This window comes from Paracoccus sp. (in: a-proteobacteria), from assembly GCF_047973135.1.
Lineage (GTDB): Bacteria > Pseudomonadota > Alphaproteobacteria > Rhodobacterales > Rhodobacteraceae > Paracoccus.
The window spans coordinates 1-3,577 of the sequence record NZ_JBKEBL010000303.1 but is presented as its reverse complement, the minus strand read 5'-3'; the positions used below and the strand labels follow the sequence as shown (position 1 = coordinate 3,577).

4 protein-coding genes are annotated in these 3,577 nt (G+C 65.7%); 3 read left to right on the top strand and 1 reads right to left on the bottom strand.

Annotated features, from left to right (window positions below; translation table 11 throughout):
- Both ACK5L9_RS22045 and ACK5L9_RS22040 read left to right on the top strand, forming a co-directional pair.
- On the top strand, positions 1–313 hold a 313-nt coding region (locus ACK5L9_RS22045; protein ID WP_416913604.1), incomplete at its 5' end, for a hypothetical protein.
- An 86-nt stretch (positions 314–399) separates the two neighbouring features.
- Positions 400–1,101 (top strand): hypothetical protein, encoded by a 702-nt coding sequence (locus ACK5L9_RS22040; protein ID WP_416913603.1) that lies wholly within the window; start codon positions 400–402, stop codon positions 1,099–1,101.
- Between the two features lie 10 nt (positions 1,102–1,111).
- On the opposite strand, the gene ACK5L9_RS22035 is transcribed toward ACK5L9_RS22040, so the two are convergent.
- Positions 1,112–1,630: an acyltransferase gene (locus ACK5L9_RS22035; protein ID WP_416913602.1), complete on the bottom strand. Its 519-nt coding sequence runs from the start codon at positions 1,628–1,630 to the stop codon at positions 1,112–1,114.
- Between the two features lie 1,009 nt (positions 1,631–2,639).
- Between ACK5L9_RS22035 and ACK5L9_RS22030 the strand changes: the two genes are divergently transcribed.
- On the top strand, positions 2,640–3,577 hold a 938-nt coding region (locus ACK5L9_RS22030), incomplete at its 3' end, for a cytochrome P450 (RefSeq protein ID WP_416913601.1).

Here is a 3,577-nt window from a genome sequence, read left to right as displayed (position 1 = left end):
CCTGGGCTGGTTCGATGCGGGGACGTTCGACGTGCCGGTGGGCGCGCATGTGGTGTTCAATTCCGACCGCCAGCCCATCGGCTTTGTCGCCGAACTGGGTGTCAGCGCCGGTGTGCCCGGCCTGTCGCTGATCGAGGGCTTCGGTCAGGCGGTCTGGACCGAAACCACATTCGACGGCTCGCGCCGATACGGTCGCAGCGCCAGCGCGACCGACCCCACCGGCGACCGCCGCAGCCGCGCCATCGCGGCGGCAATCGCGGGCGGCGCAAACCCGGAAGAGGCCGCCGCCTTCGTCGCCCGGCTTTTTCCCTAGCGGCTTCGCCCGGCGCGGGCGGCGTTCGGGCGCAGGGCCTGACCGCCTCTGGCCCCGGTGCCGAAGCCGCCCCCCATGGCCGTCGCGTGCAGGGCCATCGCGTCCTGCTTGACGAGGCCCGCCGCTTTGCCGCGCCCGAGGGGTTGTTCCACATGCCCCGGATCGACAGCGGCGAGGAAAGTTTTGATGTCACGATCCCGCAGGGGTTGCGGCTGGCGCTTGTCGATCTGGCCCTGACCGAGGCCAGCATCGGCGCGGGGGCCGAACTGGCCACGCTTCCGCCACGCGGCACTACCGGCAGGCTGCGGCTGGCAGTGCGCTGGCGACACCCGGTTCCGGCAGGGGCGCTGACCTTCCGTCTCAGGGTTCACGCCTCGCCCGACGGCAGCCCCCCGCCCGTGCTGACCGAACTGACCGAGCCAGCCAGCCATGCCCGGCTGCGCCTGCTGATCGACCAGAACGCCCCGGTGGACATGGCCGTGGGCGGCCCGCTGGCGCAGGCGTTCCACCGCGAAATCCTGTCGCGCGGGGGGCAGATCACCGACGCCTCGCGCCTTGCCCGCCCCTTTGTCGAACCCGTCTCGACCGGCACCATCCTTGTCGCCCTCGCGATCATCGCCGCGATCTGCATCGTTCTGGGCTTTGCCACCTTTGGCGCAGTCCTGCTGATCGCGATGCAAAAGGGGTACAATATCGACGATGCGGGCTATCAGGTCGCAGTGGGCGAGGGCGAGACCCGGCAGGAACACAGGATGGTTTTCAACATCCGCAAACCACCCGGCCCCTGATCAAGGCACATCACGGCTCCCACCGAACGCCCTCGCGGATGAGTTTCGCGGGCTGCCCTGCGATCAGGCAGTTCGGCTTGTCGAAGGCCGAGGTGACAACCGACCGCGCGCCGACGACCGATCCATCGCCAATGCGCGCCCCCTTGAGGATCAGCGCATTTTCTCCGATCCAGACATTGTTGCCGATCGTGATGGGTTGCGGCGCATTGATCCGGCTGCCGGTCTCAAGATCGAAGATCTTGTGCGCATCGGTCGGACGAAAGGAAACCTCGCTTGCGAACAGGCACCCGTTTCCGATCCGAACCGACGCACCCTCGTGCAGATGGCAGAGGATGCGCGAGGTACATTTCAGGTTGTCCCCGATCAGCAGCTTCGCGCCATGCGCCAGAAAGAAATGCCCCGCAATCCTGCAATCGCTGCCAATCGACAGCTCGTTGCCGCTGCCGACAGAGATCACGCGGATCGCATCCGTATTCGTCCCGGCTCCGATCTGAATGGAAATCCCGTCGCTGTTGCCTTCGACTTTCATCTGCCTGTCCCTCCATCCCCACTTTCGGCAAGGGTGAGCCTTCGTCAGTGTCCTGATCCCTCTGCCTTGTGCGGCATTGCCGGAACAGGTGCAAACAGGAAACCCCGCGACCGCCAGCCCCGATCCACAAATACCGGTCCGCATCCGGCCATGCCCGTTTAGCGGCAGCCACCGCTGCTGAACTTCCCCGTACCGCGCAGGCGGAAAGGGGGATGCGGTCCGGGCAAAGCCCGAACCGCGCGCTGCCGCCCGGCCGGGGGCGCGCCTTCGGCGCGCGCTCCGGCCTGCGGGTGGTGGGGCAGGGCACCCGGCACCACTCCCACCAACAAGCACCCCGCCCGCCGCAGGCACTCGCCGGGGGTCCGGGGGATGCAATCCCCCCGGCCACCGCGGGACGCAAACACGCAACGGGGCCGTCAGTGCAAGGATCCCGGTGACATGTGATGACGGTGCGCAGGCGGTGTACAGGCTGTGCATATCTTGTGCCTGCCCTGTGCAGGCAAAATCCGGAAGTATTCCCAGCTTTTGCCGGGATTTTTCCCGACCTGCGGAAACACCGTTGCGCAAAACGCCAAAGCAACGCCCGCTGCTTGCGCGGCCTGACATGTCGGGCAGAAGGGTCTGTTTTCGCGGGACAGACGGATTGTTCCCGACGATTTCCCTTTCGGAAAGGCGGGGCGGTATCTTGCCATGCCGGGGCTTTGCCTGGATCGGTCCTTTGACCGGGAAAACTGCCTTAAAGGCAAGTAATCCCTGACAGATGCCAGATGGGCGAAAAGTCGCCTATATGTACATGCTATTGCCGGGATTCAGTCGGGGGGGCGCAATCGTGATTGTCGTTGCGGCAGGCTGCGGGTATCTTTGCACCATGTCGCTGGTTTCTGAACATCAGCCGTTCCTGCCCCGCTGTCGAGGCCAGGGCAACACGGGTTCCGAACCTGTGAAGGTGGCGCTTGCGCGGCATCCGGTGGGGACTTTGCGGACAGCCTTGCTGGCGCGCAAGGATGTCATGCGGATCATTCCGGAACTGGCGGTGCGGCAGCCCATCGTCTCGGGCAAGACCGGAGTGCGCTGGCATATGGTCATGGATCCCGAAAGCCTGCGGCGAATCCTGAAAGAGCGGGTCGAATATTACCCGAAATCCGTCGTGACCAAGCTGATCCTCAGCCCGGCCATCGGCAACAGCCTGTTCATCGCCGAGGGTGCCGAATGGCGCTGGCAGCGGCGGGCAATCGCCCCCGCATTCGCCTCGCGCAACATGATGGCCCTTGGACCAGTCATGAGCGCCGCCGCCGAGGCAAGCTGTCGGCGGCTTGAGGCGGTACAGGGTCCGGTGGACATGTTCGAGGAAACCGTCAAGGCTACGTTCGAGGTGATCTCGGATGTGACCTTCTCGGGCAGTGGCGGCATGGACAGCGGCATGGTGCACAAGGCGTTCGAGGCCTATATCTCGAAAACCGCGCGCATGTCGCTTCTGGATGTGGCGGGCGTGCCCGCCTGGATCCCCCGGCCCGGCCGGCTGTTTGCCACTGCCGCGCTGAAGCGGATGCGGGCCATCGCGGATGAGGCAATCACTGCGCGGGCCAGCCGGACCGATCTGCGCGGAACGCCTGATCTGCTGGATCTGCTGCTGGATGCGCAGGATCCGGAAACCGGGCGCTGCATGACCCGCGAGGAACTGCGCGACAATCTGCTGACCTTCATCGTTGCCGGACACGAGACGACGGCCCTGACCCTGGCCTGGGCATTGTATCTCTGTGCCTTCGATCCGCGTGTCCAGGAACGCGCCGCAGCCGAGGCACGCGGCGTTCTGGGCGGGCGCGTGGCCCGGCCCGATGATATTCCTGCGATGCCCTATATCGCGCGGGTCGTGAACGAGACGTTGCGCCTTTATCCCCCGGCGGCCTTTTTGTCGCGCACCGCGCTGGCGGCGGACCAGTTATGCGG